Consider the following 3808-nt stretch of genomic DNA (forward strand, 5'->3'; position numbering starts at 1 on the left):
GCGACGCTCGATACGGTGCGCGCCGTCTACTCCCATGAGCAGGGCCTCGAGCAGAGCAGCCGCTTTTTGGCGGAGCACCCCGGCTGGGAACAGTCCGTGTTCCACAGCACCGCCGAAAGCGCCCGCCTGGTGGCGGCGGAGGGCGACCCCTCCAAGGCGGCGATCGCGAGCGAACGCGCGGCGGCCCTCTACGGGCTGAACATCATCGCTCCGGCGATCGAAAACAGCCGCCACAACGCGACCCGCTTTATCGTCATCGGGCGGGCGCTCGCGCCCGCCGGGGCGGATAAGGTGAGCCTCGCCTTCTCGCTCGACAACGAGTCGGGCACCCTCTTCAGCACCCTGCGGCACTTCGCGGAGCGGCGGATCAACCTCGTGAAGATCGAGTCCCGCCCCATCCCCGAGGAGCTGTGGAGCTACCGCTTCTACCTCGACTTCGAGGGGGACGTCGACAGCGGCGACGTGCGCGGCGTGCTGGCGGAGATTTCCGCCGGGGCCAAGGACTTCCAGCTTCTGGGCGCCTACCGGAGCGACCGGGACTGAAAAAACAGGCGGATGCCGCGGCGTCCGCCTGTTTTTTGCTTTTGGGGCCGCGCGGCCCTACGCCAGCGCGATGGGGAGGAAATCGGGGAGGGCGGAGACGCGGTAGTCGCAGCCGACCGTGTCCTGCGCGTCCTCCGGTGCGAGCCAGCAGGTGGCGACGCCGGCGTTCCTGCCGCCCGCCATGTCGGAGGTGAGCGAGTCGCCGAGCAGGATGACGCGGGAGGGGGCGGGGCTTCCGACGGCCGCGAGCACCGCGTCGAAATATTCCTTCCGCGGCTTCTGGAAGCCGATCTCCTCCGAGATGAACATGCCCGAGATGAGCGGGCGCAGGGGAGATTTTTCAAGCCGCCGCTTCTGGGTAGCGACGAGGCCGTTGGTGGCGATGAAGAGGGGGCGTTTGCCGTAGAGCGCCCGGCAGAGCTCGAGCGCTCCCTCGCGGAGATAGGCTCCCTCGCCGAGCGCGGCGGTGTAGGCGGCGTTGAAGGCGGCGGGGTCGAGGGAGGCGCCGAGCGCGGCGGCAAGCCGCTCGAACCGTTCGACGCGCAGGGCCTCCTGCGTCGTGCTGCCCTGCTCGTAAAGCTTCCAGAGCGCGTCGTTGATCGCGTGGTAGCGGGCGTGGACCGCTTCGGTGAAGGGGATGCCGAAGGCGGCGCAGGCGCCCGCGAGAGCTTCGCGGGCGGCCCGCCGGTAGTCGAAGAGGGTCTCATCCGCGTCGAACAGGATGACGTCGTATTTCATGGGGGGATCCTCCTTTTTTGATACGTCCGAGATAATCGCGGGTGGCGGCGAACACCTCCGGGGAGAGCAGCAGCACCGCGGCCAGGTTGGGCAGCGCCATGAGGCCGTTGAAGGTGTCGGAGACGCTCCAGACGAGCTTCAGGCTGCCCACGCAGCCGACGACGGTCATGCCGATGAAGAGCAGGCGGTAGCCGGTGCGGGCGCGCGCGCCGAAGAGGTAGTCGACGGCGCGTTCGCCGTAGTAGGACCAGCCGAGAATGGTGGCGAACGCGAAGCAACAGACGGCCAGCGTGATGAACACCCCGCCGAACCGGCCGAAGCCGCTGGAAAAGGCGGCGATGGCGAGCTCCGCGCCGTCCCCGCCGAGGAGGTGTGCGCCCGAGGTGAGGATGGCCAGCGCGGTGATCGTGCACATGACGATCGTGTCGAAAAAAACCTCGAAGATGCCCCACATCCCCTGACGGACGGGCTCCTTGACGTTGGAGGCGGAGTTGACGATGACCGAGCTGCCGAGCCCGGCCTCGTTGGTGAAGACCCCGCGCGCCACGCCGTAGCGGACGGCGTCCGAGAGGAGGAATCCCACGGCGCCGCCGCCCGCGGCCCGCAGGGTGAACGCGTCGGAGAGGATGGCGGAGAAGGCGGCGGGGATGCCGCGCCAGTTGAGGCAGATGATGAGGACGCCGCCGAGGGTGTAGGTAACCGCCATGAAGGGCACGAGTTTTTCCGTGACCGAGGCGAGCCGCTTGATGCCGCCGAGGATGACCACCCCGGAAAGGGTGGCGACGGCGATGCCGACGGCGAGCGGGGAGAGGCCGAAGGAGGAGGCGAGCGCCCCCGAGATCGAATTGGCCTGCGTCATGTTTCCGATGCCGAAGGAGGCGGCCGCGCAGAAAACCGCGAAGAGCACCGCGAGCCAGCGGCAGCCGAGTCCCCGTTCGATGTAGACCATCGGGCCGCCAACCCATTTCCCCTGGGCGTCGCGGTAGCGGTAGCGGTTGCCGAGGACGTTTTCCGCGTATTTCGTCATCATGCCGACGAGCGCGGAAATCCACATCCAGAAGATGGCGCCCGGCCCGCCCGCGGTGATCGCGGTGGCGACGCCAACGATGTTTCCGGTGCCGATGGTGCCCGCCAGCGCGGTGGCCAGCGCTTGGAACTGGGAGATCGCGCCGGGGTCGCGCCGGTCGCGGACGTCGGGACTGCGGAAGATGGCGAAGAGGGTACCGCGCAGCCACAGCCCGAACCGCCGGAACTGGAAAAACCCGGTGCCGACCGTGAAATAGAGGCCTGCAAGCAGCAGGAAGCCGATCATGACGGGCCCCCATACGAAGCCGCCGACCAGCTGGTTGAGCCTTGCGATTCCTTCCGTGAGTTTTTCCATGCCATCCTCCCAGCGTGTTCCCGGAAAGGCCCGGAAACATCATAGCATTTTGCGCGCGGGCGCGTCAACGGCGCGCCTGTGCAAAAAGATTTGATTTTTTGCAGATAATCCCATATAATAGAACCATTACACAACCACGTCCGCGTCCGGCGGGCGCGGGACGTACCATTCCAACATATGATCGAGGAGGACGAAACATGTTAGTATCGGCGAAGGACATGCTTACCAGGGCTCACGAGGGACATTACGCGGTCGGGCAGTTCAATATCAATAACCTCGAGTGGACCAAGATGGCCCTGCTCGCGGCGCAGGAATGCAATTCCCCCATCATTCTCGGCGTCTCCGAGGGCGCGGGCAAATATATGTGCGGCTTTGAGACGGTCGCGGCGATGACCAAGGCGATGGTCGAAAGCCTCGGCATCACTGTGCCGGTGGCGCTGCACCTCGACCACGGCAGCTATGAGGGCGCCAAAAAGGCGATCGCGGCGGGCTTCTCGTCGGTCATGTTCGACGGCTCCCACTACCCGATCGATGAGAATATCGAAAAGAGCAAGGAGATCATCGCGCTGGCCGCGTCCAAGGGCATTTCGGTCGAGTGCGAGGTCGGCGCCATCGGCGGCGAGGAGGACGGCGTCGTGGGCGGCGGCGAGGTCGCGGACCCCGCCGAGTGCAAACGCATCGCCGACCTCGGCGTGACGATGCTGGCGGCGGGCATCGGCAATATCCACGGCCAGTATCCCGCCAACTGGAAGGGCCTCAACTTCGAGGTGCTCAGCGAAATCCAGAAGCTGAACCCGGCGATGCCGCTCGTCCTCCACGGCGGCACGGGCATCCCGGCCGATATGATCAAAAAGGCGATCTCGCTGGGGGTCAGCAAGATCAACGTCAACACCGAGTGCCAGCTCTCCTTTGCCGCCGCCACCCGCAAGTATATCGAAGAGGGCAAGGACCAGCAGGGCAAGGGCTTCGACCCGCGCAAGCTGCTCGCGCCCGGCTGCGACGCGATCAAGGCGACCGTCAAGGAGAAGATGGAGCTCTTCGGCTCGGTCGGCAAGGCATAAGAGGCGCGGCGCGCCTCATGGGGAGGGACGAGCCGTCTCTTTCCATGCTTTCAAAAAAGACTGCATAAAGAAGCGGCCGCCCATT

Annotated in this window: 4 protein-coding genes; 2 read left to right on the forward strand and 2 right to left on the reverse strand. The window is 65.9% G+C overall.

The genetic code is table 11. The features are described from left to right. Positions 1–543 (forward strand): prephenate dehydratase domain-containing protein (locus RDM88_RS12090; protein ID WP_308755079.1); only part of this gene is annotated, 543 nt, incomplete at its 5' end. A 57-nt stretch (positions 544–600) separates the two neighbouring features. Here RDM88_RS12090 and RDM88_RS12095 read toward each other — a convergent pair. Together RDM88_RS12095 and RDM88_RS12100 are read right to left on the reverse strand one after the other, a co-directional pair. Further along, the gene (locus RDM88_RS12095; protein ID WP_308755080.1) at positions 601–1281 is read right to left on the reverse strand and encodes a YjjG family noncanonical pyrimidine nucleotidase; all 681 of its coding nucleotides are present in this window, start codon (positions 1279–1281) and stop codon (positions 601–603) included. Continuing rightward, a complete protein-coding gene (locus RDM88_RS12100; protein ID WP_308755081.1) occupies positions 1247–2662 on the reverse strand; it encodes a sodium:alanine symporter family protein in 1416 nt (471 codons plus the stop codon). The genes RDM88_RS12095 and RDM88_RS12100 overlap by 35 nt, the downstream gene beginning before the upstream one ends. 197 nt (positions 2663–2859) lie before the next feature. Between RDM88_RS12100 and fba the strand changes: the two genes are divergently transcribed. After that, positions 2860–3723 carry a class II fructose-1,6-bisphosphate aldolase gene (gene fba, locus RDM88_RS12105; RefSeq protein ID WP_308755082.1) on the forward strand — a complete coding sequence of 288 codons (864 nt, stop codon included), beginning with the start codon at positions 2860–2862 and terminating at the stop codon, positions 3721–3723. Positions 3724–3808 lie beyond the last annotated feature (85 nt).

It is taken from the genome of uncultured Anaerotruncus sp. (assembly GCF_902490045.1).
Lineage (GTDB): Bacteria > Bacillota > Clostridia > Oscillospirales > Ruminococcaceae > Anaerotruncus.

Bases quoted from the DNA above. Each gene is read 5' to 3' on its own strand.
- RDM88_RS12095 (WP_308755080.1), bottom strand. From the start codon at position 1,281: ATGAAATACGACGTCATCCTGTTCGACGCGGATGAGACCCTCTTCGAC.
- RDM88_RS12100 (WP_308755081.1), bottom strand. From the start codon at position 2,662: ATGGAAAAACTCACGGAAGGAATCGCAAGGCTCAACCAGCTGGTCGGC.
- fba (WP_308755082.1), top strand. From the start codon at position 2,860: ATGTTAGTATCGGCGAAGGACATGCTTACCAGGGCTCACGAGGGACAT.